Annotated in this window: 20 protein-coding genes and 2 pseudogenes; 10 read left to right on the forward strand and 12 right to left on the reverse strand. The window is 71.3% G+C overall.

Annotation, left to right across the window (positions count from 1 at the left end; genetic code table 11):
• Positions 1-61 precede the first annotated feature (61 nt).
• From IF17_RS0110355 to glnA, 5 genes and pseudogenes are all read right to left on the reverse strand, one after another.
• Entirely contained in the window at positions 62-1,042 is a 981-nt protein-coding gene (locus IF17_RS0110355; RefSeq protein WP_030564409.1) for an HNH endonuclease, read from the reverse strand.
• 47 nt (positions 1,043-1,089) lie between these two features.
• Positions 1,090-1,760, reverse strand: a pseudogene (locus tag IF17_RS01000000136275) (nucleotidyl transferase AbiEii/AbiGii toxin family protein).
• Positions 1,757-2,104: a hypothetical protein gene (locus IF17_RS0110365; protein ID WP_030564411.1), complete on the reverse strand. Its 348-nt coding sequence runs from the start codon at positions 2,102-2,104 to the stop codon at positions 1,757-1,759. The pseudogene IF17_RS01000000136275 and the gene IF17_RS0110365 overlap by 4 nt, the downstream one beginning before the upstream one ends.
• 75 nt (positions 2,105-2,179) lie before the next feature.
• A pseudogene (locus tag IF17_RS01000000136280) lies at positions 2,180-2,733 on the reverse strand (hypothetical protein).
• Positions 2,734-2,996: 263 nt separating this feature from the next.
• Complete coding sequence (gene glnA / locus IF17_RS0110375) at positions 2,997-4,358, reverse strand: type I glutamate--ammonia ligase (RefSeq protein ID WP_003969536.1); 1,362 nt, start codon at positions 4,356-4,358, stop codon at positions 2,997-2,999.
• A gap of 242 nt (positions 4,359-4,600) precedes the next feature.
• Between glnA and IF17_RS0110380 the strand changes: the two genes are divergently transcribed.
• From IF17_RS0110380 to IF17_RS0110405, 6 genes are all read left to right on the forward strand, one after another.
• A complete protein-coding gene (locus IF17_RS0110380; protein WP_030564413.1) occupies positions 4,601-5,293 on the forward strand; it encodes a thioredoxin-like domain-containing protein in 693 nt (230 codons plus the stop codon).
• Entirely contained in the window at positions 5,290-5,973 is a 684-nt protein-coding gene (locus IF17_RS0110385) for a DUF305 domain-containing protein (RefSeq protein WP_030564415.1), read from the forward strand. The genes IF17_RS0110380 and IF17_RS0110385 overlap by 4 nt, the downstream gene beginning before the upstream one ends.
• 140 nt (positions 5,974-6,113) lie before the next feature.
• The gene (locus tag IF17_RS0110390) at positions 6,114-6,539 is read left to right on the forward strand and encodes a CBS domain-containing protein (RefSeq protein ID WP_030564417.1); all 426 of its coding nucleotides are present in this window, start codon (positions 6,114-6,116) and stop codon (positions 6,537-6,539) included.
• A gap of 86 nt (positions 6,540-6,625) precedes the next feature.
• Complete coding sequence (locus tag IF17_RS0110395; RefSeq protein WP_051883944.1) at positions 6,626-7,054, forward strand: DUF6153 family protein; 429 nt, start codon at positions 6,626-6,628, stop codon at positions 7,052-7,054.
• A 61-nt stretch (positions 7,055-7,115) separates the two neighbouring features.
• On the forward strand, positions 7,116-8,702 hold the full coding sequence (locus IF17_RS0110400; RefSeq protein WP_030564420.1) for a multicopper oxidase family protein: 1,587 nt from the start codon (positions 7,116-7,118) through the stop codon (positions 8,700-8,702).
• Positions 8,703-8,782: 80 nt separating this feature from the next.
• Entirely contained in the window at positions 8,783-10,537 is a 1,755-nt protein-coding gene (locus tag IF17_RS0110405) for an NAD+ synthase (RefSeq protein WP_030564422.1), read from the forward strand.
• A gap of 57 nt (positions 10,538-10,594) precedes the next feature.
• Here IF17_RS0110405 and IF17_RS0110410 read toward each other — a convergent pair whose 3' ends face one another.
• From IF17_RS0110410 to IF17_RS0110425, 4 genes are all read right to left on the reverse strand, one after another.
• Entirely contained in the window at positions 10,595-11,899 is a 1,305-nt protein-coding gene (locus IF17_RS0110410) for an MFS transporter (RefSeq protein ID WP_030564424.1), read from the reverse strand.
• 164 nt (positions 11,900-12,063) lie between these two features.
• The gene (locus tag IF17_RS0110415; RefSeq protein WP_030564426.1) at positions 12,064-13,089 is read right to left on the reverse strand and encodes an endonuclease/exonuclease/phosphatase family protein; all 1,026 of its coding nucleotides are present in this window, start codon (positions 13,087-13,089) and stop codon (positions 12,064-12,066) included.
• A 208-nt stretch (positions 13,090-13,297) separates the two neighbouring features.
• Positions 13,298-14,008 (reverse strand): TetR/AcrR family transcriptional regulator, encoded by a 711-nt coding sequence (locus IF17_RS0110420; protein ID WP_030564428.1) that lies wholly within the window; start codon positions 14,006-14,008, stop codon positions 13,298-13,300.
• Positions 14,009-14,115: 107 nt separating this feature from the next.
• On the reverse strand, positions 14,116-15,744 hold the full coding sequence (locus tag IF17_RS0110425) for an MFS transporter (RefSeq protein ID WP_030564430.1): 1,629 nt from the start codon (positions 15,742-15,744) through the stop codon (positions 14,116-14,118).
• Between the two features lie 183 nt (positions 15,745-15,927).
• Here IF17_RS0110425 and panB point away from each other — a divergent pair, with 183 nt between their 5' ends.
• The 3 genes from panB to IF17_RS0110440 all read left to right on the forward strand — a co-directional run bounded on the left by panB (position 15,928) and on the right by IF17_RS0110440 (position 18,858).
• Positions 15,928-16,818 (forward strand): 3-methyl-2-oxobutanoate hydroxymethyltransferase, encoded by an 891-nt coding sequence (panB, locus tag IF17_RS0110430; RefSeq protein ID WP_030564432.1) that lies wholly within the window; start codon positions 15,928-15,930, stop codon positions 16,816-16,818.
• A 169-nt stretch (positions 16,819-16,987) separates the two neighbouring features.
• Positions 16,988-18,010 carry an ATP-binding cassette domain-containing protein gene (locus IF17_RS0110435; RefSeq protein WP_030564434.1) on the forward strand — a complete coding sequence of 341 codons (1,023 nt, stop codon included), beginning with the start codon at positions 16,988-16,990 and terminating at the stop codon, positions 18,008-18,010.
• Entirely contained in the window at positions 18,007-18,858 is an 852-nt protein-coding gene (locus tag IF17_RS0110440) for an ABC transporter permease (RefSeq protein ID WP_030564436.1), read from the forward strand. The genes IF17_RS0110435 and IF17_RS0110440 overlap by 4 nt, the downstream gene beginning before the upstream one ends.
• Before the next feature lie 11 nt (positions 18,859-18,869).
• Here the strand turns inward: IF17_RS0110440 and IF17_RS0110445 are convergent, their stop codons facing one another.
• Positions 18,870-22,214, reverse strand: coding sequence for an ATP-binding protein (locus IF17_RS0110445; RefSeq protein WP_030564439.1), 3,345 nt, complete (start codon positions 22,212-22,214; stop codon positions 18,870-18,872).
• A 162-nt stretch (positions 22,215-22,376) separates the two neighbouring features.
• Between IF17_RS0110445 and IF17_RS0110450 the strand changes: the two genes are divergently transcribed.
• Positions 22,377-23,183 (forward strand): site-2 protease family protein, encoded by an 807-nt coding sequence (locus IF17_RS0110450; RefSeq protein WP_030564441.1) that lies wholly within the window; start codon positions 22,377-22,379, stop codon positions 23,181-23,183.
• A gap of 13 nt (positions 23,184-23,196) precedes the next feature.
• On the opposite strand, the gene IF17_RS0110455 is transcribed toward IF17_RS0110450, so the two are convergent.
• Entirely contained in the window at positions 23,197-24,300 is a 1,104-nt protein-coding gene (locus IF17_RS0110455) for an ABC transporter permease (protein WP_030564443.1), read from the reverse strand.
• A gap of 188 nt (positions 24,301-24,488) precedes the next feature.
• Complete coding sequence (locus IF17_RS0110460) at positions 24,489-24,671, reverse strand: hypothetical protein (protein WP_030564445.1); 183 nt, start codon at positions 24,669-24,671, stop codon at positions 24,489-24,491.
• Positions 24,672-24,753 lie beyond the last annotated feature (82 nt).

A 24,753-nucleotide genomic window follows, 5' to 3' on the forward strand; every position in this document is an offset into this window, starting at 1 on the left:
GGTCGGTGAACTGAAGGTCGGTGAACTGGGGCTACAGCCGATCAGGCGGCGCCGTTGCGCGTCACCACGTGGCAACAGTCGCCGCATGGTGATCAGCGATCGCCGCGCGGTCTATCGGTGAGTCCCCCGGAATGCGCAGACGAGCTCCGGCCAACGAGCTGTACAGCTCGTGTCCCGCCAAGCTCGGCGCGATGCGCACCACCAGGTCGGAGTCGATGGCGAGCAGGCCGCTGTCGAACAGGCGATGCACATCGGACCTCAGCATCAGCCCCTCCTCCACTCGGTGCCGCTCCGTATCGGCGAAGGGGCGGAGGTGGGCTGCCTCCAGCACTTCCGCCGGAGCTGCGCCGGTGACGGCACAGATCAATCCGTACTGCCGGACCAGCGCCCGACGGAAGGCATCCTGGCCCCGCCGTATCGCTGCCGTCGTCCGCCGCCGCCCTCCCGGCAGCTCGGACGGGCGGTGCCCACCCCTGTCGAGCACTTTCCGCTGCCGTGGGAGCCGAACGCCACGTGATGCGATCGCCTTCAGAGTCCTGGCCCTGTCCATCGCCTTGATCGACTGCTGGTCGGACCGGCTCAAGCTCAGCTCGTTCAACTGCGCCTTGTCCAAGCAGCCGTCCAGCGGTTGCCAGGTCCCGCCGTAGTGTGCCCGGAAGGCCGTGACCTGCAGCATCTCGACGGTCGGCCGGTCGAACGCGTTCCCGCAGGGGCTGCACCGGAAGCGGGGCAGTTCCGTGGTGCGCTCCTTGAACCCCGTACTCCGGCAGTAGGGGCACCGGCTGCGTAGCTTCTCCTGGCCGGGAAGGACGTGCAGCGCCTCCACGTACCCCACTCCAAGGGCTTCCCTGCCGCTCCGTACGACCACCAGGTCACCGACCGACACACGCCGGTAGTTGCCCACGGTCGAGTCGTAGCTGTAGGACTCCTCGACGATGTCTTCATAGCCGATGTTCCCCTGGAACTGACGCTCCTCCCCCGCAACGAGGAACGACCAGGCTCCGCCCGGTGCGCGTGGTGCCGCGAACTCTGCCTCCGTCATGCCGGGAGCATACGAGCGCCCACTGACAATGCGGCCGCCACCAGAACTCAGTCCTCGACCGGCGCTTCCCCTTCCAGGAGCCGTTCGGCAATGTCATGAGACCACTCCTGCGCCCACAACCGCAGTGCGGCAATCTCCTGCTCACCGAGGCCGTACGCGGCGAACTCGGCGTCATCGATCCAGTCGGTTCCGTCCAGTCGCCCCTGGAGCTCGGCGAGATCGAAGGAGTCGCGGGCGTGCCGCCGCCCGAGCTCTTCCAGCTCGACGTGGCTCCAGCGGTCGACGGCGGCCCGTACATCGATCAGATCGCGCGCGAGCCCACGATCGGCCAGTGCACGGACCTTGGTACCGACGACATCCTCAAGCGAAAGCACCAGACCGTGGGAGGTCTGTACCGGCGGACGCCATAGCGTCTCCTTCAGGATGTCCACCTCGCACTCCCCACCGTCAGCCGGATCGGTGACGATCAGCCGCGCAGAGAGCGGATCTGCCTCCAGCGCCCGGACCTTCCAGCCACGCTGCACCAGCCCGACCCGTACGGTGGAGGCGATGTCCTCCATGGGTCGGGATTCTCGGTGGCAACGTCAAGGTCTTGGCTGAGCCGGTCGACCAGTCCGTGCGCTTGCACGGCGTAGCCACCGGTGAGCGCGAGTGGATAGGCGCCGCCCACGGCCAGTACGTCGAACAGTAGTCGCCGGTGAAGATCGGTGAGGTTCACGCAGCGGCCCGAGCCCTGATCGCCAACTCGTCGAAGGCGCTCTCCCAGACGTCACGGATATCGCGGCTGATCAGCGTCCGCAAGGTGGGCCACATGGTGAGGAGCAGATCGCGATCGAGGTACTCGACCAGGTCGTCCTGCATGCCCTCGGCAAGCACGATGCGGTAGTAGCTCATCCGCAGCCGCGGCTGCTCGAGATCGAACTCTCTCAGTCCTGACCACGCCAGATGAAGAGGCAGCGATACAACCCCGTGGCGTGGTCCGGCAAGCGCCCCCAGAGTGGCGGGCACCCGCCGGGCGAACCTGGCGCGACGGAGACCGGAAATGTCGAGAGCTGATGCCATGCTCCGATTATCGCGCACAGGTCGGCAGAGGGTTCGCTGCTCCGGCCACCGCAGGGAGCTCTGCGGAGGCCTTTCCTACGGGCGCATCAGGTGCAGGTCCTCGCCCCATGCGTCCAGCACCGCGCCGTGTCCGGCGCTCCGGGCCGCTGTCTCGGTTCGGGCGAAGAGGCGGCGCCGGTTGGGAACGTCGCCCGTACCTGAGATGCGGTCCAGGCAGTCGAGGAGCATGCCCGTGTCCCAGCCCGGCAGAGGAATCGGGTGAGCTCCCATTCCAGGTACTTGTTGTAGGGGCGGGGCGGCGGTCGAGGGTGAAGAGCAACTCCAGCAGGAACCCGATGGCGGCGGTGGCGTCGAGTCGAGCGGCGAGCGCTTGTCCGTCGCGGTGGTTCTTGATCGAGCGGTAGACGGAGTTCGCGTAGGCATCGAGCCACTCCCCCGCCCCTTGGAAGGCTTCGTCGGCGTCGAGACGGGTCGCCGTCGGCGAGGCCGACGTACAGGTCATGGTCGGAGCGTGGGGTGGCCATGCCTTCGTGGGCCTAGGAGCCCTTGAGAACGAGACCGACGACAGCTGAATCGTCAGCGGCGAGGTCGATGAAGGCGTCATAGGCGATGGGTGCCTGAGCAGTCATTACGTGATCTCCGGGAGTGTCATGACGGGCATGCCGGCCAGCGGCTCGCCCGGTCCGTCTGCGGCGGCACTCGGCCGACGCCGGAAAGATCAACGCACGTATGAACTCTACTGCTGGGCCGACCGGGATGTCTCCTAGGTGGCGCCTTCGAGCACGGGCCCCGGACGGCCCACGAGGACGGAAACGGCTTCGGGCCGACCGGCACACAAAGGGCACGGTCGGCCCGAGGCCTTGCATCCAGGCTTACGTCTGTCGAACAGGCCTTACAGCACCGGCAGCAAGTTCTTCAGCTCGAAGGCCGTGACCTCGCTGCGGTACTCCTCCCACTCCTGCTTCTTGTTGCGGAGGAAGAAGTCGAAGACGTGCTCGCCCAGCGTTTCGGCGACCAGTTCGCTCTTCTCCATCAGGGAGATCGCCTCGCCCAGGTTCTGCGGGAGCGGTTCGATGCCCATTGCTCGGCGTTCCGCGTCGGAGAGGGCCCAGACGTCGTCGTCGGCGCCGGCCGGGAGTTCGTAGCCCTCCTCGATGCCCTTGAGGCCGGCGGCGAGCAGGACCGCGTACGTGAGGTACGGGTTGGCGCCGGAGTCGATGGAGCGGACCTCCACGCGGGCCGAACCCGTCTTGCCGGGCTTGTACATGGGGACGCGGATCAGGGCCGAGCGGTTGTTGTGGCCCCAGCAGATGTACGAGGGAGCCTCGCCGCCCGCACCGGCCGCGCGGGACGAGCCGCCCCAGATGCGTTTGTAGGAGTTGACCCACTGGTTGGTGACGGCCGAGATCTCCGCCGCGTGCGTCAGCAGGCCCGCGATGAAGGAGCGGCCCACCTTGGAGAGCTGGTACTCCGCGCCCGACTCGTAGAACGCGTTGCGGTCGCCCTCGAAGAGGGAGAGGTGGGTGTGCATCCCCGAACCCGGGTACTCCGAGAACGGCTTCGGCATGAACGTGGCCTGCACGCCCTGCTCCAGCGCCACCTGCTTCATCACCAGACGGAACGTCATGATGTTGTCCGCCGTGGAGAGCGCGTCCGCGTAGCGGAGGTCGATCTCCTGCTGGCCGGGGGCGCCCTCGTGGTGGCTGAACTCGACCGAGATGCCCATCGATTCGAGCATGGTGATCGCCTGGCGGCGGAAGTCCATGCCGACGTTCTGCGGGGTGTGGTCGAAGTAGCCCGAGCTGTCCGCCGGGGTCGGGCGGGTGCCGTCGACCGGCTTGTTCTTCAGGAGGAAGAACTCGATCTCTGGGTGGGTGTAGAACGTGAAGCCGAGGTCGGACGTCTTGGCGAGGATGCGCTTCAGTACGTAGCGCGGGTCCGCGAAGGACGGGGAGCCGTCCGGCATCAGGATGTCGCAGAACATCCGCGCGGTCCCGGGGGCCTCCGCGCGCCACGGCAGGATCTGGAAGGTGCCCGGGTCCGGCTTGGCGATCATGTCCGATTCGTACACCCGGGCGAAGCCCTCGATCGCCGAGCCGTCGAAGCCGATGCCCTCGTCGAAGGCCTGCTCCAGCTCGGCCGGGGCCACGGCGACGGACTTGAGGAACCCGAGGACGTCGGTGAACCACAGCCGCACGAAGCGGATGTCGCGCTCCTCAAGGGTCCTGAGGACGAATTCCTGCTGCTTGTCCATTGCCACATCCTTGCAGTTCAGACGGTCCGTGCACCACCGCCCGGGGTAGGGGGACACTTCAGTATCGCGACCCGGGATTTCCCCCAGATTACGCACACGGTGTGAGAGAGAGCACTCGGCCACCCACTACGATCGGCGACCGTGGCGTACGGGGGCCGCGGCGGCTCTCCCGCCCGCCCGTGCGCGCCGGTCACCGGACCGGCCCCCACCCCTCCCGACTCTTCGCAGAAGGACTCGACGCCATGAGTTTCGGCCCCGGCGATCCCCTGTACGCCACCCCGCCCCAGCAGCCCTCCGGCGGTGCCCGCTCCACCCGTAACCGGGCCATCGCCATAGGGCTCAGCGCCGCCGTCGTGGCCGGTCTGGCCGTCTTCGGTACGTACATGGTGCTGGAGACGTCCGAGGCCAAGGAGAACCGGAGCAGCGGTTCCGCCGGGCAGGACGACAAGCCGTCCGGCGGAGACAGCGGCGATACCGGTGGGGCCATCGCCGGGCTCAAGTCCTGGGACGCCGCCGAGCTCGGACGCAATCACTCCGCCGGGGACGTCGATTATCCGATGACCCCTCCCGTCGGCGGCGACCACCATCCGTCCTGGCTCAACTGCGACGGCGACGTATACGAAAAGGCCGTCCCCAACGTCAACGCGGTGCACTCCCTGGAGCACGGCGCGGTCTGGGTCACGTACAGCGCCAAAGCCGCCGAGGGGGATGTGGCCAAGCTCGCCGAGCGGGTCCGGAGCACCCCGTTCACCCTCATGAGCCCGTACGCGGACCAGGAAGGCGCCATCACGCTCAGCGCCTGGGGCAAGCAGGTCACCGTGGACAGCGCCGACGACCGGCGCGTGGACCAGTTCCTCGCGCAGTACGTACAGGGGCCGCAGACCCCCGAGCCCGGCGCCCCCTGCACCGGCGGGCTGCCCACGGTGCCTCAGTGACAGCCGACAGCGAGGGGCGGAGGCGGACGCGTCGTGTGCGGTGGGTCGCCGGGGGTGTTGTCGTCCTCGTCCTGGTCCTCGCCGGGGTCGCCGCCTTCGCCTCGGCGCGTGGGGGCGGGGAGAGCGGTGTTCCCGCCGTCGATTCCGCCGATGCCGGGTTCGCCCGGGACATGGCCGTCCACCACCAGCAGGCCGTAGAGATGTCCTTCATCGTCCGCGACCGTACGGACGACGAGGACGTACGCCGTCTCGCCTACGACATCGCCAACACCCAGGCCAACCAGCGCGGCATGTTCCTCGGCTGGCTCGATCTGTGGGAGCTGCCCAAGGTCGCCCCGGATGGAGCCGGTCCCATGGCGTGGATGGGGGGTGAGGACGGGCACGGTGGTCATGCGGCCGGGCATGGGGGCGGCAGTGGCGCCGGGGCCATGCCGGGGATGGCCACCAAGGACGAGCTCAAGCGGCTCGGGGCGCTGCGTGGGGAGGAGGCCGAGGTCTTCTTCCTCCAGTTGATGACCGATCATCACAAGGGCGGCGTCTCCATGGCCGGGGCGTGCGCGTCGCTGTGTGCCGTACCGGTGGAGCAGCGGCTCGCCCGGGGCATGGTCGAAGGGCAGCAGTCCGAGCTGGGGCTCATGCGCGACATGCTGGCCGCACGTGGGGCGAAGCCCCGTACCTGAGCCGGTCCCCGTCAGTCCTCGCCCCCGTATCAGCGCACCCGAACGGGTGATTGCGGTCGCGCGGGCCGGGCGTGCCGATGACGATGGGTTGCGCTCGGGGCCGTACGGCAGTGCCATCGGCACGCAGGAGGAAATCCCCCATGACGACCGCTAAAGACATCATGCACAGCGGGGCCCGCTGGATCCCCGCCCACGAGACCCTCGACCGTGCGGCGCAGCTGATGCGTGAGCACAACGTGGGCGCGCTGCCCGTCTCCGCCAACGGCGACTCGGACCGGATGGTCGGCATCATCACCGACCGGGACATCGTCGTCGGCTGTGTGGCCAAGGGCCACGACCCGTCGAAGGTGACCGCGGGCGACCTCGCCCAGGGCACACCCCGCTGGATCGAGGCGGACGCCGATGTGAACGCGGTCCTGGAGGAGATGCAGAACCACCGCATCCGCCGGCTTCCCGTCGTCGAGAACAAGAAGCTCGTCGGCATGATCAGTGAGGCCGATCTCGCGCAGCACCTCACGGAGGAGCAGATCGCGGCCTGGGCGGAGAAGGTGTATTCGCGCAGCTGAGAGGCCCGTGTCTTCGAGTGGCCCGGTGCCCGCAGGGGCGCCGGGCCACTGTTCGTTCGTATACCCACCGGGGGTAGGGTGGCGACATGGTGAGCACGGTCGGCGGAGTCCGGAGCGGGGGCGGGGGCGTGGTGTGCGGGCAGCTCCTGCTGCTCGCCGCGCTGCTCTTCGGCATCGTCACCATGCATACCGTCGGGCATCCGGCTGAGCATGCCCCCTCCTCGCCTTCGGCGCCCGCGGTCGTGGCCGTGAGTGAAGCCACCCCCGATGCCGCGCATCCCTCGCACCCCTCACCCGAACACTCCCCCATGAGCGGCATGGATCCGCTCTCCGTCTGCCTCGCCGTCCTCGGCGCCTGGGGGCTCGCCCTCGTCGGTGCCTGGCTGTTGCTCGGGCTGCGCGCGGACAGGAGGCCTCTCGGTACGCCGGTGGGTGCGGGGCTTCGGCACGCACTGCGGCCGAATCCGCCGCCCTCGATATCGGTCCTCGCCAGCGTTTCGGTGCTGCGTATTTAGGAGTGGGCGTCTCACCTCCGCCCCTTCACCCGAACCACAGCACTCCAGAGGTGTCTTCAGCATGCCCATGCACCGACCCACCCGACGCGCCGTGCTCGGCGCCGCTCTCACCGTCGCCGGTACGGGAGTCCTCGCCGCCTGTTCCGACGGCGGCGGCCACGGCGGGGCCCACGCCCCCGGCGGCGCCCAGGACTCCGGTACGTACGTCTCCCCCGGCGGCAAGGAGGTCGCGGCGGCCGAGAAGGCGCGCGGCTCCGGTCCCGTACGCAAGGTCTCCCTCACCGCCACCCGCACCCGGCTCGATCTGGGCGGTGGCACCACCGTCGCCTCCTGGGCGTACGGGGACCGGCTGCCCGGCCGTGAGGTGCGGGTGACCGCCGGGGAGACCCTCGATCTGACCCTGGCGAACCACCTCCCCCAGCCCACCTCGATGCACTGGCACGGGCTCGCCCTGCGCAACGACATGGACGGCGTCCCTGGGCTCACCCAGCGGGCCATCGCACCGGGAGGCGACTTCCGGTACCGGTTCGCGGTGCCGCACCCGGGGACGTACTGGTTCCACCCGCACTCCGGCGTCCAGCAGGACCGGGGGCTGTACGCGCCGCTGATCGTGGAGGACCCGAAGGAGCCGTTGGCGTACGACAAGGAGTGGGTCGTCGTCCTTGACGACTGGGTCGACGGGGTGGATGGGTCGACGCCCGACGCCGTGCTCAAGGAGCTGTCCGGGGGGATGGGTGGTGGCGGGATGGATCATGGCGCGCACACCATGTCGGGGGTCGAGGCATCGGAAGCGGAGGATCCGGACGGCGGCTCGCCCTCGCGGATGATGATGGGTGCCCGCAGTGCGCTGCTCGGCGGGGACGCCGGTGATGTCGCCTATCCGTACTACCTCGTCAACGGGCGGGTGGCCGACGATCCGGAGACGTTCCGCGCGCGGGCCGGTGACCGGATCCGGCTGCGGATCATCAACGCCGGCGGCGACACCGCCTTCCGCGTCGCGCTCGGCGGGCACCGGCTGACCGTCACCCACACCGACGGCTTCCCCGTCCGGCATGCCGAGGGGGACGCGCTGCTGCTGGGGATGGGCGAGCGGTACGACGTCCTCGTCACCGCCGGGGACGGGGTCTTCCCGCTCGTCGCCCTGGCGGAGGGGAAGGACGCGGCCGCCCTCGCCGTGCTGCGGACCAGGAGCGGTGCCGCGCCCGGCGTCTCCGTACGGCCCAAGGAGCTGGACGGGAAGCTCGTCGAGGCGGGGCGGCTGGTGCCGGATCCGTCGGTGGCCCTCACCGAGCGGGCGCCGGACCGGACCATTCGGATGCGGCTCACCGGGGGAATGGCGGACTACGACTGGGCCTTCGACGGGCAGCCGTACGACGCGAAGCAGCGGCGGCCCGTGGAGGCGGGCGAGCGGGTGCGGGTCGTCTTCGACAACGGGACGGCCATGTGGCATCCGCTGCATCTGCACGGGCACACGTTCGCACTGGGCGGGAACGCCGCCGGGGCCCGTAAGGACACCGCGATCGTCCTGCCGCACCGGTCGCTGACCGTGGAGTTCGACGCCGACAACCCGGGGCTGTGGATGGTCCACTGCCACAACGTCTACCACGCGGAGGCGGGGATGATGACGGTCCTGGGGTACCGGGGCTGACCTGCGGTTCCTGGTGGCCCGGGCAGATTTTGCCCGGGCCACCAGGACATCGCGTCAGAAAGACGATTACACTGGCGGACGTGCCTCAACTACGCCTCGCACTGAATCAGATCGACTCGACCGTCGGCGACCTCGCCGGTAACTCCGAGGCGATCGTCCACTGGACCCGACACGCCGCCGAGCAGGGCGCCCACCTCGTGGCGTTCCCCGAGATGGTGCTGACCGGATACCCCGTCGAGGACCTGGCGCTGCGGTCGTCCTTCGTCGAGGCCTCGCGGGAGGCGCTGCGTGCGCTGGCCGCCCGGCTCGACGCGGAGGGCTTCGGCGAGCTGCCGGTCGTCGTCGGCTACCTGGACCGCTCCGAGCACGCCGCCGCGCGGTACGGGCAGCCCGCCGGGTCCCCGCGCAACGCGGCGGCCGTGCTGCACCGCGGCGGGATCGCGCTCAACTTCGCCAAGCACCACCTGCCGAACTACGGGGTGTTCGACGAGTTCCGGTACTTCGTGCCGGGCGACTCGATGCCCGTCGTACGCGTCCACGGCATCGATGTCGCCCTCGCGATCTGCGAGGACCTCTGGCAGGACGGCGGGCGCGTCCCGGCCGCCCGGTCCGCCGGGGCCGGGCTGCTGCTGTCGATCAACGCCTCGCCGTACGAGCGGGACAAGGACGACACCCGGCTCGACCTGGTCCGCAAGCGGGCCCAGGAGGCCGGCTGCACCACCGCGTACCTCGCGATGATCGGCGGGCAGGACGAGCTGGTCTTCGACGGGGACTCGATCGTCGTCGACAAGGAGGGCGAGGTCATCGCCCGCGCCCCGCAGTTCTCCGAGGGCAGCGTGATCCTCGATCTGGAGCTGCCGGCGGCGGCCACCGTGGCGCCCTCGGGTGTGGTGGACGACGGGCTGCGGATCGACCATGTGGTGCTGTCGGACCGGCCCGTGGACGCGTACGAGCCGGAGCTCACGGGCGGGTACGCGGAGCGGCTGGACGACGACGAGGAGATCTACTCGGCGTTGGTCGTGGGGCTCCGTGCGTACGCTGCGAAGAACGGTTTCAGCAGTGTGCTGCTCGGGCTCTCCGGCGGGATCGACTCGGCGCTCTGCGCGGCCATCGCGTGCGATGCGCTCGGGGCGGAGAACGTGTACGGCGTGTCCATGCCGTCCAAGTACTCCTCGGACCACTCCAAGGGGGACGCCGCCGAGCTGGCGCGGCGGACCGGGCTCAACTTCCGTACGGTGTCGATCGCGCCGATGTTCGACGCCTACATGGAGGCGCTGGGGCTCACCGGGCTCGCGGAGGAGAACCTCCAGGCGCGGCTGCGCGGGACGACGCTGATGGGCATCTCCAACCAGGAGGGGCAGATCGTGCTGGCGCCCGGCAACAAGTCGGAGCTGGCGGTCGGTTACTCCACGCTGTACGGGGACGCGGTGGGCGCGTACGGGCCGATCAAGGACGTGTACAAGTCGTCGGTGTTCCGGCTGGCGAAGTGGCGCAACCGGGCGGCGGAGGAGCGGGGGCAGACCCCGCCGATCCCCGAGGCCTCGATCACCAAGCCGCCGAGCGCGGAGCTGCGGCCGGGGCAGGTGGACACGGACTCGCTGCCGGACTACGACGTGCTCGACGCGCTGCTTGAGCTGTACGTGGACCGGGATCAGGGGATGGATGCCATCGTGGCGGCCGGGTTCGATGCGGAGCTGGTGGCGAAGACGTTGCGGATGGTGGATACGGCGGAGTACAAGCGGCGGCAGTATCCGCCGGGGACGAAGATCTCGCCGAAGGGGTTCGGGAAGGACCGGCGGTTGCCGATCACGAACCGGTGGCGGGAGTCGTCCTAGCGGGTCGATTCGGCGGGGGTGGCGGTCACCGGGTGCGTCCGGTGGCCGCCTTCGTCCTCAAACGCCGGACGGGCTTGATGTGGCGGCCCGGTCGCGGGTGCCTGGCCCGTCCGGCCGAACGGTTCCGTCCTCAACCGCCGGACGGGCCGGATGTGCGGCCCCGCTCGCAGGTGCCCGGCCACCCCCGCACACCGGTTCCGTCCTCAAACGCCGGACGGGCTTGGTGTGGTCCAGGTAGCCCGCCGTTGCCGCTATCGCCAGGCCCAGCACCGCCAGGACCGCGCCCACGAACGCCGGGGACGTCCAGCCCCAGCCCGCTGCGATCGCCACGCCGCCCAGCCAGGCGCCGCCCGCGTTGGCCAGGTTGAAGGCCGAGTGGTTGGAGGCGGAGGCCAGGGTCGGGGCGTCCTTCGCCTTGTTCATGACCAGCATCTGGAGCGGGGTCGTCGTCGTGAACCCGACGCCGCCCAGCAGCACCACCATCACCAGCGCCGCCCACTGCACGTGCACCGTGAACGGGAACGCCACCAGCACCACCGCCAGCGCGCCGAGCGAGCCGTACAGGGTCGGGCGCAGGGCGCGGTCCGTGAGGGGGCCCGCCGCCAGGGCGCCCAGGGTCATGCCGATGCCGAAGAGGGCCAGGACGATGGTGACCGAGGACTCGCCGAAGCCCATCGCCTTCGTGGTCATGGCCGAGAGATACGAGTAGACCGCGAAGACCCCGGCGAAGCCGAAGACCGCGGTGAGCAGGCCGAGGAGCACCTGGCGGTTACCGAGGGCGCGGAGTTCGCGGCGTACGTCCTGGTGGGCCTCGACCGGGATGCGGGGCACCAGGCGGGCCAGGGCCGCCATCGCCGCCAGGCCGATCGCCGCGACCACCAGGAAGGTGGCGCGCCAGCCGAGGTGCTGGCCGAGCAGGGTCGCGGCGGGTACGCCGACGATGTTGGCGACCGTCAGGCCGAGGAACATCGTCGCCACCGCCCGCGCCTGGCGGCCCTCGGCGACCAGCCGGGCGGCGACGACCGCGCCGACGCCGAAGAACGCGCCGTGCGGGAGTCCGGCGAGGACGCGGCCCGCGAGCAGCCAGCCGAAGTCGGGGGCGAGTGCCGAGGCCAGGTTGCCGATGGTGAACAGCGCCATCAGGAGCAGCAGCATCTTCTTGCGCGGGACGCGGGAGCCGAGGCCGGTGAGCAGGGGTGCGCCGAGGACGACCCCGATCGCGTACGCCGATACGAGGTAGCCGGCGGTCGGCACGGAGGTTCCGAGGTCGTTCGCCACGTTGGGCAGCAGGCCCATCATGACGAACTCGGTCGTGCCTATGCCGAAGGCGCTCACGGCCAGGGCGAGCAGGGCCAGGGGCATGGGGAGCCTTCACAATCTCGGGGCGGGGGGCGGGGCAGAACGAAGAGCCGTCGCCCGGTGTCCGCACCGGGGCGACGGCTCAGTCTTCGCTTATGTATGCGACTGGAACAAATTGTCGCAGATGATTTATGCCGCGAGGTGAACGGGCGGTTGCCTGATCGTTGTCACAGCTCCACGCGTGCCGCTATCGGCAGGTGGTCGCTGTCCGTGGCCGCCAGGGTCCACGAGGATTTCGGCTCCACGCCCTTCACCATGATCTGGTCGATCCGGGCCATCGGGAACGACGCGGGCCAGCTGAAGCCGAAGCCGTCGCCCGCCGCGCCCTGGGTGGAGCGCATCTGGGAGGTGACCGCGTTCAGGGAGCGGTCGTTCATCGTGCCGTTGAGGTCGCCGAGCAGGACGACGCGCTCGACGGGTTCGTCGGCGATGGCCTCGCCGAGGGCGTCGGCGCTGTTGTCGCGCTGGTTGGCGGTGAAGCCCGCGTGCAGCTTCACCCGGACCGACGGCAGGTGGGCCACGTACACCGCGACCTCGCCCTGCGGGGCCTTGACCGTGGAGCGCATGGCCCGGGTCCAGCCCATCTTGATGTCGACCGGCCGGGTGTCGCTGAGCGGGTACTTGCTCCACAGCCCGACGGTGCCCTGGACCGAGTGGTACGGGTAGCGGGCGGCCAGCGACTTCTCGTACGTGGACACCTGCCCGCCCGGCAGCTCCTGGAGGGCCACCACGTCGGCGCCGGAGCCCGCGACCTGCTGGGCGGTGCCCGCCGGGTCGGGGTTGCCCGCGTTGACGTTGTGGGTGGCCACGGTCAGGTCGCCGCCGGTGCCGGACTTGTCGGTGATCAGGCCGCCGAACATGTTGAGCCAGACCACCGCCGGGAGCAGCAGGGCGATCAGCGCGGTGGCGGAGCGCCGCAGCAGGGCCAGGAGCAGCAGGAGGGGGATGAACAGCGCTATCCACGGCAGGAACGTCTCGATGAGGCTGCCGAGGTTGCCCACCCGGTTGGGGATCTGCGCGTGGACGACCATCACGAGGGTCAGCACCACCGAGCAGAGGGCCAGCACGATCCCGCGCCGCCAGATTCCCCGGTCCCGGGCCGCTCTCTTCAGGAGGCTCCGGAAGCGGGATTCGTCGGGCTGCGGCCGCTCCGCGCTGCCGTTGCCCGTGTCCGCCCCGTACGCCTGCACCATCGCGCTCGTCCTCACTGCCTTGCCCTACACATCGCCGCGCCCCTCGACCCTAGGTGATGGGTGGCGTCTTTCCCTCCGTCGACGTCTCTCTGTCGACGTCCCTCTGTCGACTCCCTCTGTCGACGGCGGCTCTCCGTCAACAGGACGAGCCGAACGGGACGGGAGGTTCCGGTTCGGGCCCGGCCGGTGGGGCCTTGTGACAGAACGATCACACTCGCCCGGCCGCCGGGGCCAGCCCTTGGAGCAGCGTCGTGATGATGCGGTCGACGAGGTCGTCGGGGAGGGGTGCGTCGGGGCGGTGGACGGTACGGACGAGCACCGCGCCCACGAAGAGGTCGTCCATCAGCTCCACGTCGAGGTCGTCGCGCAGTTCTCCGGCGGCGACGGCCCGGCGGACCGCCGCGAGTATCGCGGCGCGGCGGGGGGCGATCACCGTGCCGAAGTACTCGTCCCAGAGCTTCGGGTGGCTCTTCATCTGGGCGAAGATGTTGTGCAGCAGCACCGAGGAGCGCTGGGCGAGGCCCCGGGTGCGCAGGGATTCCAGCATGATCCGCAGGTCGGCGAGGCCCTCGGTGCCGGAGACGGGCGGGTCGACGGGTTCCATGTCCCGTACGACGTCGACGAAGAGCTCCTCCTTTCCCGTCCAGCGGCGGTAGATCGTCGCCTTGCCCACGCCTGCCGTACGCGCGATGCGTTCGATGGAGAGGCCGGCCAGGGGTTCGCCCGCCTCCAGGAGGGCGATGACGGCGTCCAGGATCGCCCGTTCGGCCGCGGCGGAGCGGGGGCGGCCGCGGCGGGGCTCGGGGCCGGGGGCAGGGTCGGGGCCGGGGGCTGCGTCGGGATCGGGGGCGGGGGCGGCGGGTGTCCCGTCGCCCCGCATGACGCGGTCGCGCTGCTCGCCGTCGTCCTGGTCCCGCACCTGAAGCCGCCTCTCGCCGTGCCGCCGTACGACCGTCGCCGTACGGCCCGTCCCGCCCCGATTCTCGCCGACGGGGCGGGGCGGGCCTGCCACGGCCCTCCGTACCGTCAGCGGCCCACCGGCTCCTCCGCGGGCCGGGGCGCCTGGTCCACCGGCTCCCCGGTGCCCGCGCGGGCCCGTCCCGGCAGGTACAGGCCGACGACGAGGGCGCCGATGAGGGCGACGGCCGCCGAGCCGAGCGCGGTCACGTGCATGGCGCTGATGAAGGCGTCGTGGGCGGCGGCGACCAGCGGCTTTCCGGCCACCGGGCCGAGCTTCTCGGCGACGCCGAGCGTGGCCTCGATGGACTCGCCCGCCACCGCCCTGGCCCCGGCCGGGACCGCGCCGAGGTGGCCCTCGATGTCACCCCGGTAGACGGTGGAGAGGACCGAGCCGAGGACCGCGATCCCGAGCGCTCCGCCGACCTGGCGGAAGGTGTTGTTGATGGCCGATCCGGAACCGGCCTTCTCGCGGGGCAGCGCCTGCATCACGGCCACGGTGACGGGCGGCATGATGTGCGCCATCCCGGTGCCCTGGACGAAGAAGACGAGGCACAGCACCCACACCGGCGTACCGGTGCCGAACAGGGCGAACGACGCCAGTCCTGCGGCGACCAGCAGCATGCCGACCGTGCAGACCGCGCGGGCGCCGAAGCGGTCCACGACCAGCCGGGCCCGGGGCGCGAAGATCATCTGGGCGGCGGCGAGCGGAACGATCAGCAGGCCCGACTGGAGGGCGCTGTAACCGCGCACGCTCTGGAGGTAGAAGGCGGAGAAGAACGTCACACCCATGAGCGCGAAGAAGACCAGCGCTATGGCGGCGACGGCGGCGGAGAACGCGGGCTTCCGGAAGTACGTGATGTCGATCGCCGGGTGGCTGCTGCGCTTCTCGTGCCACACGAATCCGGCCAGCACCAGCAGTCCGCCGACGATGGAGAGCAGCACGGTGGTGTCGGTGAAGTCGGCGAGCTCGCCGCCCCGGATGATCCCGTACACCAGCAGGACCAGGCCGACGATGGAGAGCGCGACGCCCACCGGGTCGACCTTGCCGGGCTTCGGGTCGCGGGAGTCGGGGACCAGGATGGCCATGGCGACCAGCGCCAGGATCACCACGGGGACGTTCACCAGGAAGATCGAGCCCCACCAGAAGTGCTCCAGCAGCAACCCGCCGGTGATCGGGCCGATCGCGATGCCGAGGCCGACGCTGCCCGCCCAGATGCCGATGGCCTTGGGCTGTTCGTCGCGCTCGAAGACGTTCATCAGGACGGCGAGGGTGGCGGGCATCACGAAGGCCGCGCCGAAGCCCATCAGGGCACGCCAGGTGATGAGCTCGCCGGGCGAGGCGGACAGGGCGGCCAGAGCGGAGCCGATGCCGAAGACCAGGATGCCGAAGAGGAGGACCTTCTTGCGGCCGATGCGGTCGCCGAGCAGGCCCGCGGTGAAGAGGAGACCGGCGAAGACGAGCGTGTAGGAGTTGATCGCCCACTCCAGCTCGCTCTGGGTGGCGCCGATGCCGGTGGGGGCGGGGCTGGCGATCGTCTTGACCGCGACGTTCAGGATCGAGTTGTCCAGCACCACGATGAGCAGGCTGAACATGAGGACGGTGAGGATCCACCAGCGGCGGTGGTGGATCGCCTCGGGTATGCGGGACCCGGGGGCCGGAGCGTGCGCGGAGGCGGAAGGTGACGGTGCGGGCATGGGGACGAGCCTAACTCCGTTTCGATACGATACCGTCTCGTATTGTAAAAACTTTGCCCAACGGGAGCCGGCCGGCCGGCGTCGTGCGCACCCACTTCCCGTTTGCCCGGGCGGGATGCCACCATGGAAGGGATCCGGGGACGCCGTCAGGGCGCCTCGAGATGACGAAGGAGTTCACCAGCCATGTCACTTTCGGCTGCACAGAACCAGTCCTCCCCCGCGGGAACCACCGCTTCCGCCCCCGACAGCAGCAAGGCGCTGTACGGAGGGAAGTCCACCCGCCGCATCACGATCCACGACATCGCCGCCGCCACCGAGCGCGGCGAGAAGTGGCCCATGCTCACCGCCTACGACGCGATGACCGCGTCCGTCTTCGACGAGGCGGGTATCCCGGTCATGCTCGTCGGGGACTCGATGGGCAATGTGCACCTCGGCTACGAGACCACCGTGCCCGTCACGATGGACGAGATCGCCATCCTCTCCGCCGCCGTCGTACGCGGCACCAAGCGCGCCCTCGTCGTGGCCGACCTGCCCTTCGGCTCGTACCAGGAAGGCCCCGTCCAGGCGCTGCGCAACGCCACCCGGCTGATCAAGGAGTCGGGCGTCGGCGCGGTCAAGCTGGAGGGCGGCGAGCGGTCCCTGGAGCAGATCCGGCTGCTGGTCGAGGCGGGCATCCCGGTCATGGCCCACATCGGCCTGACCCCGCAGTCCGTCAACGCCATGGGCTACCGGGTGCAGGGCCGCGGCGACGAGGCGGCCCACCGGCTGCTGCGCGACGCCAAGGCGGTCCAGGACGCGGGCGCGTTCGCCGTCGTGCTGGAGCTGGTGCCCGAGGAGCTGGCCACCCAGGTCACCCGGACGCTCCACATCCCGACCATCGGCATCGGCGCCGGTGCCGGGACCGACGCGCAGGTGCTCGTCTACACCGACATGGTCGGGCTGACCGGCGGCAAGGTGCCTCGCTTCACCAAGCAGTACGCGAACCTGCGCCAGGTGCTCGGGGACGCGGCGAAGGAGTTCGCCGAGGAGGTCGTGGGCGGTACGTTCCCCGCGCCGGAGCACACCTTCCACTGATGCGCCGGCCCTCCGGGGCCCGCACCTTCCGCTGACCCCGGTCCCCGGGGCCCCATCAGCCATTTCCCGCACCACCGACAGCCCGCCGACATCCCCCATCGGCGGGCTGTCGCACGTGCGGAGCACGTATCGGTCGCCTGTCGGTGAGCTGTCGGTCGGCGCTGGTCCCATGGTGGACATGGAACGCATCGACACGAACCCCAGGAGCGGCACGAACGCCGTCGAGGTACGGGGACTGGTCAAGCACTACGGCGCGACCAAGGCACTGGACGGCGTGGACCTCGACGTCCGCGAAGGCACCGTCCTCGGTGTGCTCGGCCCCAACGGCGCCGGCAAGACCACCCTCGTACGCTGCCTCTCCACGCTGATCACCCCCGACGCCGGACACGCGGTCGTCGCGGGCTACGACGTGGTGCGCCAGCCCCGCCAGCTGCGCCGCCGGATAGGCCTGACCGGGCAGTACGCCTCGGTCGACGAGAAGCTCTCCGGCTGGGAGAACCTCTACATGATCGGGCGGCTCCTCGATCTGCCCCGCAAGCAGGCCCGGGCCCGGGCGGACGAGCTGCTTGAGCGGTTCTCGCTCACCGAGGCCGCCAAGCGGGCCTGCATGGAGTACAGCGGCGGGATGCGCCGCCGCCTCGACCTGGCCGCCTCGATGATCGGCAGCCCGTCCGTGCTGTACCTGGACGAGCCGACGACCGGGCTCGACCCCCGGACCCGTAACGAGGTCTGGGACGAGGTCCAGCGGATGGTCGCCGAGGGCGCGACCGTCCTGCTGACCACCCAGTACATGGAGGAGGCCGAGCAGCTCGCCAAGGAGCTGACGGTCATCGACCAGGGGAAGATCATCGCCCGGGGCGGGGTCGACGAGCTGAAGGCCAAGGTCGGCGGCCGCACCCTGCACCTGAGGCCCTCGGACCCGGCGGAGCTGTCCGCGATGGCCCAGGCGATCCGGGAGGCCGGACTCGACGGCGTCGCCGGGGCGCAGGCCGTACCGGACGAGGGGCTGCTGTACGTGCCCATCCTCAGCGACGAGCAGCTGACCGCCGTCATCGGGCTGCTGGGTGCCCGGGGCTTCTCCCTCGCCCATGTCTCCACCGCCCTGCCCAGCCTGGACGAGGTGTTCCTCGCGATCACCGGCGACAAGGCCGCCCCCCTCACCGACGCCGCTCCCCAGGAGGTCGCCGCATGAGCACCACCACCCTGACCCCCGCACCCGTGGGCCCCGTACCGACGAAGGCGGCGGTGGCCGACGAGGGCCGGATCGGGCTGCGGGCCAACCTCCGGCACATCGGGGCCCTGGTCCGGCGCAATCTGCTCCAGATCAAGAAGGACCCGGAGTCGATGTTCGACGTCCTCCTGATGCCGATCATCTTCACGCTGCTGTTCGTGTACGTCTTCGGCGGCTCGGTCGGCGGCAGCCTCGGCGGTGACCGGCAGGACTACCTGAACTACCTGGTGCCGGGGCTGATGGCGATGATGGGCATGAACATCGCCATGGCCGTCGGCACCGGGGTCAACGACGACTTCCGCAAGGGGGTCATGGACCGGTTCCGGACGATGCCGATCGCCCGCTCCTCGGTCCTCATCGCCAAGATCGTGGTCGAGCTGGGCCGGATGATGGTCGCCATCGCCATCCTGCTCGCGATGGGTTTCGCCCTCGGTATGACGCTGGGGACGTCCGTGCTCGGGCTGCTGGAGGCCGTCGCGCTGGCGGCGGTGTTCGGCGCCGCCATCATGTGGATCTTCATCGTGCTCGGGCTGTCCATGAAGACGGCCCAGGCGGTCCAGGGGATGGGGATGCTGGTGCTGATGCCGCTGCAGTTCGGCTCGTCCATCTTCGCGCCGCCGCAGACCATGCCGGGCTGGCTCCAGACCTTCACCGACTACAACCCGCTGTCCAACCTGGCGGACGCGGTGCGGGGCCTGATGATGGGCGGCCCGGTCGCCGGCTCCGTCTGGACGACGCTGGCGTGGGCCGCGGGCATCACCCTGGTGATGGCTCCGCTGGCGGTGTCCAAGTTCCGCAAGAAGGCCTGAGCGCCCGGTAGTCACTCCGCCGGACGCCGCCGGTACGTCTCCACCAGGGCGGTGGCCTCATCCAGGGTGAGGCCGCCGCCCTGCTCGTACGCCGCCGTGAACACCGCGTCGTCGAGCCGCGCCCGGACGGCCTCCTCGGCCTGGGCCAGGTTGCGGCGCTCCATCATGCTCGGCACATGCCCCTTCGGCAGGAGGGCCGCCTGGAGCGCCAGCAGCCGGGCTCCGGCTTCGGCGGCCCCGGGGGCGTCGAGTCCGGCGAGCGCGCGGGCGGCGGCCGTCAGATGGGACGACGGCAGCTGCGGGGCCACCATCATCGACAGCCGGTCCCGCGAACTGTCCAGCGCGGTCAGCGCGTTGTCCAGGGCGGAGGCGTACGCGCCGTCTAGGTTGTCGAGCCAGGCCAGCACGCCGTAGACGAACCCGCCGAAGATGGCGACATCGCGCGACCTGAAGTCCTCGTGGACCAGGTTCGTCTCCCTGCGGGCCTCGTCCACCCGCCCCTGGAGCCCGAGGACGTATCCCAGGTGCATCCGGGCCATCGGGGTGGCCTCGTGGCCCGACTGCCGCCTGTTCCCGGTGATGTCGCGCAGGATGGCCTCGGCCTCCGGGAGGCGGCCGAGTTCGATGAGCGCCCCGGCGTACCGGGCGCGCAACAGCGCCACCTGGCTCTGGGCGCCGATCTTCTGCGCGTACTCCACGGCCGCCCCGTAGTCCTTCAGCGCCGCGGCGAAGTCGCCGGCCCGCTCGTCGGTCTCGCCGCGCGAGGAGAGCGCTTCGGCCGCGCCCCAGTCGTCGCCGAGCCGGGTGTAGATCTCCAGGCTCTCGTCGGCGTCGGCGCGTGCCTCGCCCACCCGCGCGGGGTCGTTGGCCCGGAAGTTGGCGCGGGTGTGGAGGGCCGAGCCGAGCTCCCACTCGTACCCGAGCGTCCGGCAGGTCTCGACCGTCGCGTCCAGCAGCTCGTAGACCCGGTCCATGTCGCCGCCGAGCAGGATCGCGAACATCCACAGCGTTCCGGGCATGCGACAGGTCTGCGGCTGCCCGGGGCGGTAGGTCTCGGCGATGATCCTCAGGCGCTCCTTGCCCTCGGGGGTCGACCATTCGCTGATCGCGTTGTCCACACCGGCCAGCTGGATCAGCCCCACCCCGCGCCGCGCCTCCGCGAGCTGTTCGTCGTCCATCGGCGGCGGCCGGTCGGTGGCCCGCTCCAGCAGGGAGGGGGCCCGGACACCGGGCGCGGCGAACGGGTCGGGGCCGAGCGAGGAGGCGGCCTCGCCCCACTGGCGGGCGTCCGCGCGCAGGTCGCGCAGCATCCAGTACCAGGACATCGACAGCACCATGCACAACGCCTCGTGCTCGTCCCGTACGGCGACGGCGTGGCGGAACGCGGTGCGCAGGTTCTCGTACTCGCGCTGGAAGACCGCGATGGCGGCCCGCTGTCCGGCGCCGCGCATCTTCGGGCCGGTGATACGGGCCAGCTCGCGGAAGTGGACCAGGTGGCGGCGGGCCACCGCCTCCCGCTCGGCGGCCTCGTCGAGACGCTCGGCGGCGTACTCCCCGACCGTCTCCAGCAGCCGGTAGCGCATCTCCCCGTCATCGCCGGGCGCGGCGACGACGAGCGACTTGTCGACCAGGGAGCCGAGCAGCCCCGCGACGTCCAGGGAGTCCACGGCGGCGGTCCCGCCCTGGCCGGGCAGGGCGCAGACCTCCTCGGCGGCGGCGAGGGAACAGCCGCCGGCGAAGGCGGCCAGGCGGCGCAGGACGGCCCGTTCTCCTTCGTCCAGCAGCTCCCAGGACCAGTCGACGACCGCGCGCAGCGTCTGCTGGCGGGGCAGCACGGTCCGGCTGCCGTTGGTGAGGAGGCGGAAGCGGTCGTCCAGCCGGTCGGCGATCTGGCGCGGGGTGAGCATCCGCAGCCGGGCGGCGGCCAGTTCGATGGCGAGCGGCAGCCCGTCCAGCCGGCGGCAGATCTCGGCGCAGGCGGCCGCGGTCTCCTCGTCGGTGTCGGTACGGAACCCGGGCCGGGCCGCCGCCCCGCGCTCGGCGAGCAGGCGCAGCGCCATCGGGTCGGGCAGCGGGTCGACGGGGCGGACGAACTCGCCCGGTACGCCGAGGGGTTCGCGGCTGGTCGCCAGGACGGTGAGCTGCGGGCAGTGGGTGAGCAGGTGGTCGGTGAGGGCGGCCGCCGCCCCGACGACGTGCTCGCAGTTGTCCAGGAGGAGCAGCATCCGGCGCGGGGCGCAGTGCTCGGTGAGGCGTACGAGGGGGTCGTCGCCGGTGCGGTCGACGGCCCGCAGCTCCTCGGCGCCGGCCCCCCGCAGCACGGTCTCCCGGGCGCCGAGGGCGCTGAGGACGGCCTCGGGCACGGCGTCCGGGTCGTCGACGGGGGCCAGCTCCGCCAGCCAGACGCCGTCGGGCCAGGCGTCGGCGACGGCCTCGGCGGTCTCCTGCGACAGCCGGGTCTTGCCCGCGCCGCCGGGGCCGAGGAGGGTGACGAGCCGGGCGTGGGTGAGGTCCTCGCGCAGGGCCGCGATGTCGCCGTCCCGGCCGACGAAGCTGGTGAGCCGGGCGCGGAGGTTGCCGGGGGCGGGCGGGGGCTTCGAGGCGGCGGGCGGCTCCTGGGGAGCGGGCGCGGCCGGTCCCTGGTGGAGGAGCTCGGCGTACAGGCCGCGCAGTTCGGGCCCGGGGTCGGTGCCGAGGCGGTCGGAGAGCACGGTGCGGACCTCCTCGTACGCCGCCAGCGCCTCGGCCGTCCGTCCGGCGTCCCGCAGGGCCCTGATGCGCAGGGCCTGGAGCGGTTCGTCGAGCGGGTGGGCGGCGCAGAGCGCGGCCAGCTCCCACAGGGCCTCGTCCGCCCGCCCGAGGACGCGCAGCGCCTCCAGCCGGGCCCGCCGGGCGCCGAGCCTGCGGGACTCCAGGCGGGAGGCGGGCGCCGCACGGTCGGGCAGGTCGTCGAGCGGCGGCCCGTCCCAGAGCGCCAGGGCCTCGTCGAGGACGGTGACGGCTTCGACCGGGTCGCCCTGCTCCAGGGCCCGGCTCCCCTCCCCCGCCAGCCGCTCGAACCGGTGCAGGTCCACGGCGTCCGGCTCGGCGGCCAGCCGGTAGCCGCTCTCCACCGACTCGACGGCACTCCGTCCCAGCGCCCGCCGCAACCGCCCGACCAGCGCCTGGAGCGCACCGGCCGCGTCGGCGGGCGGGTCGCCGTCCCACACCTCGCCCACCAGGACCCCGGCCGGGACGGTCCGACCCGGGTGCAGGGCGAGGACGGTGAGCAGGGCGCGCAGCCGCGCCCCGCCGAGGGCGACGGCCGTACCGTCGTCGCGGAGTGCCCGGGTGGTGCCGAGGATGCAGTAGCGCACGGGCCCATTGTCCGCGACGGACGCGGCCACGGTGTTGACCGGGTGGAACTCCTGCCGGGGTCGCCGTCGTTCCCGCCGTGTCGGCGTACGTACGATGTCGCCGCCGCTTCTCCCTGTCGTCGCCGCCGTTTCCCCCGTCCCACAGTCCCAGGAGTTGTGCCGATGACCACCGCAGCCACCCGCGGGGACCGGAGGATCAGCCCGGTCTTCCTCGGGATCGCCGCCGTCACCGCCGTCGCGGGCTGGGCCGTGTGGGCCGGCTTCGCGGGGGCCACCAGCTTCGCGGTGTTCCTCTTCGTCACCGGGGCGTGGATCGTCTCGCTCTGCCTCCACGAGTACGCCCACGCCCGCACCGCCCTGCACAGCGGGGACCTCTCGGTGGGGGCGAAGGGCTATCTGACGCTCAACCCGCTGAAGTACACCCATGCCCTGCTCAGCATCGTGCTGCCGGTCCTCTTCGTCGTCATGGGCGGGATCGGCCTGCCCGGCGGCGCCGTCTACATCGAGCGGGCCCGGATCCACGGGCGGTGGAAGCACAGCCTGATCTCCGCGGCGGGCCCGCTGACGAACGTGGCGTTCGCCATCGTGTGTACGGCCCCGTTCTGGCTGGACGCGCTCGACGGCGTCCCGCTCGCCTTCCAGTACGCGCTGGCGTTCCTGGCGATGCTCCAGGTGACGGCGGCCATCCTGAACTCCCTGCCGATCCCGGGTCTTGACGGCTACGGCGTGATCGAGCCCTGGCTCTCGTACAAGATCAGGCGCCAGGTCGAACCGATCGCGCCGTTCGGGCTCATCGCCGTGTTCGCGATCCTGTGGATCCCGGCGGTGAACATCGCGTTCTTCGACGTGATCGACGCGCTGCTGGGCGTCCTGGGCGTCGACGACCTCCAGCGGTACTGCGGGTACGACCTCTACCGCTTCTGGAAGGCGTTCTTCGACGAGCAGAACCCGGGGTGCGCGGTGGGGTGACCGCGCGCCGTCCTCACACCGGGGCGGTCACGGGCTCCGGCTCCGGGCGGGGGCCTCGTCGCCGCCCGTCGCGCAGGGCGGCGGCGAGGATCGCCACGACGACCCCGCCGAACGCCCAGGCGCCCAGGATCCACAGGGCGCCGGCGGTGGCGTTGCCGTCGAAGTAGACGGTGTTGCGGACCACCGTCGTACCGGCCCCCGGAGGCAGCGCCTGGCCGATCGCGCTCCAGAACGGTGGCAGCAGCGAGGACGGGTACACCCCGCCGGAGCTGGGGTTGCCCAGGATCGTGAAGATCAGGATGGTGAGGCCCAGGCCGACCGTCCCCGCCACCGACTGGAGGGCGACCCCCACGGCGCCGGAGGCGAAGACCACCAGGGTGCCGATGCCGACCAGCTCCCAGAAGGCGCCCGGCAGGCAGTCCAGCACCGGGCCCACGATGATCGCGCCGCCGATGCCCGAGACGAGTCCGTACGGGAGCATCGCCGTCAGCCGGACCAGGGTGCGGCTCAGGGTGGGCTTCTTGGAACCGGCCGCCATGTTGAGGGCGGAAGCGGCGAGGTAGCCGCCGATGGTCCAGCTGAGGACCAGGTAGAAGGACGACAGGCCCCGCGAGTCGCCTGCCGAGGGCGCGCGGAGGTCGCGGACGAGGATCGTGCGGTTCTGGGCGCGGGCGACCTCCTGGAGGATCTCCGTGGCCGCCGTGGTGGCCGACGGGCCGCCCGCCGAGGCGACGAGCAGGGTGTCGGTGCGGGTCGCCGGGTCCACGACGAGGGCGGCGTCGGTGCGCCGGTCCAGCAGCCGCGCCCGCGCCTCGGCGCGGGTCGCGACGGGGGTGACGTGGAGGGGGTCGCCGGGGAGCGCGTCGAGGCGGGCCACCAGGTCGCTCTCGACGGCGGGCGGGGCGACCAGGGTGATCGGGACCTGGTGCGGCTTCGGCGCGTGGAAGGCGCCCATGTAGGAGAGCGCGAAGCCCAGTTGGAGCAGGAGCACCCCGAGCATGACGAGCGCGGCCCGGGTGGTGACGGCGTCGCGCACCTCCCCCAGGATGCCCCGGTCCCCGTCACCCGTCCGTGCGGTCGATCCGGATCCGTACCCGTCGTCCCTCGCGTCTGCCACGCGGTCCTCCCTCGTCGGCCCGGCCACGGCCGTGGCGAGGCCGTCACATGGTCGGCCCCGGGCGGCGTCCGGGCTCCGGGGCGCGCCCGCGAGGCAGGGCCCTCGACCCGAACGGCTCAGGGCCCGTGGCGGGGGCGCCGGGAGGGGGCGCGGAGAAGGGGTGCGGGGAAGGGGGGTGCGGGGAGGGTTCAGCTGGCCTCGGCGGCCGCCTCCATGCGCTGCTTGCGCACGTAGAACCACACCATGTTCGACGAGAGCCCCGCGATCAGCACCCAGATGATCCCGAGCAGGCTGCCCTGGACGAAGGAGACCACGGCCGCCGTGGCGGCGAGGACGCAGACGACGAGGGCGTAGAGAGCGAGGCGGGGCATGGGGGGCGGCTCCTGTCGGGGAACGGTCGCGGTCCCGTCCAGTGTCCCCCATGCCCCGTTGTGCCCCGCCTCTGGCCCGGGC

Origin of the sequence: Streptomyces cyaneofuscatus, from assembly GCF_000718135.1 — a bacterium.
Taxonomy (GTDB): domain Bacteria; phylum Actinomycetota; class Actinomycetes; order Streptomycetales; family Streptomycetaceae; genus Streptomyces; species Streptomyces cyaneofuscatus.